General features: G+C 45.9%; 1 protein-coding gene. It reads right to left on the reverse strand.

Annotation, left to right across the window (positions count from 1 at the left end; genetic code table 11):
• The coding region (locus R7F64_RS23800) for a tandem-95 repeat protein (RefSeq protein ID WP_318072138.1) at window positions 1-860 on the reverse strand (860 nt) is incomplete at both ends.

Raw genomic sequence — 860 nt, forward strand, 5'->3', positions numbered from 1 at the left:
TTGGATGCTGTTATTGCCAGAGACTGAGAATTCTAGCGAGGAATCAGAATCTTTGAATACTTCATTCAAGTCGATCGTGTATGCATCGAAATCTTCCGATAACACTTGGTCTGCAATGGCATTTTCAACAGTCGGTGCATCGTTAACACGATTCACAATCAAACTGTCACTGTCGTTAGCTGTTGGATTTACACCATCCGACACTGACGCGCTAATAGTTAGGTCTTTAAGGTTAAGTTCATCATTATTAACTGCATCAACGCCTGCTTGAGTCAGCTTGACTTCATTGCCAACCAACACGAAGTAGCCGTTTGAGTTATTTTCTAAAGAAACGGCTAACTGGTCTTCTGGCGTATCAGTATCACGAACCGTTAATGCTGCGACTACCGTATCAATGCTCACTGCATCTTCAGTGATGCTTTCTACTGCATCAACCTTGATGGTTGGCGCATCGTTCACTGGATTTACTGTAACAGTTACTTTCGCTTCGTCGGTCAATTGACCGTCCGTTACGGTGTAAGTGATTTCGGCGTCGCCATTGAAGTTTTCTGCCGGTGTGAAAACAAGTTTGCCATCCACCACTTCAACCGTACCCTGCTCTTTAGGAACAGAGACTGATTCAATACTCAGCTTATCGCCATCCACATCAGTATCGTTTGGCAGAACATCAATAGTAACTGCAGTGTCTTCTTGTGTCGTAGCGATATCATCTTTCGCCACTGGTGCGTCATTGACTGGCGTCACATCGACGTTCACCGTGGTGGACTCACTGACACCCCCAGACGTAACGATGTAGGTAAAGCTGTCTGCCCCGTGGTAGTTGTCGTTTGGCGTGTAAGTCACGCTGCCGTCAGGATTGA

It is taken from the genome of Vibrio sp. Vb1980 (assembly GCF_033338615.1).
Lineage (GTDB): Bacteria > Pseudomonadota > Gammaproteobacteria > Enterobacterales > Vibrionaceae > Vibrio > Vibrio alginolyticus.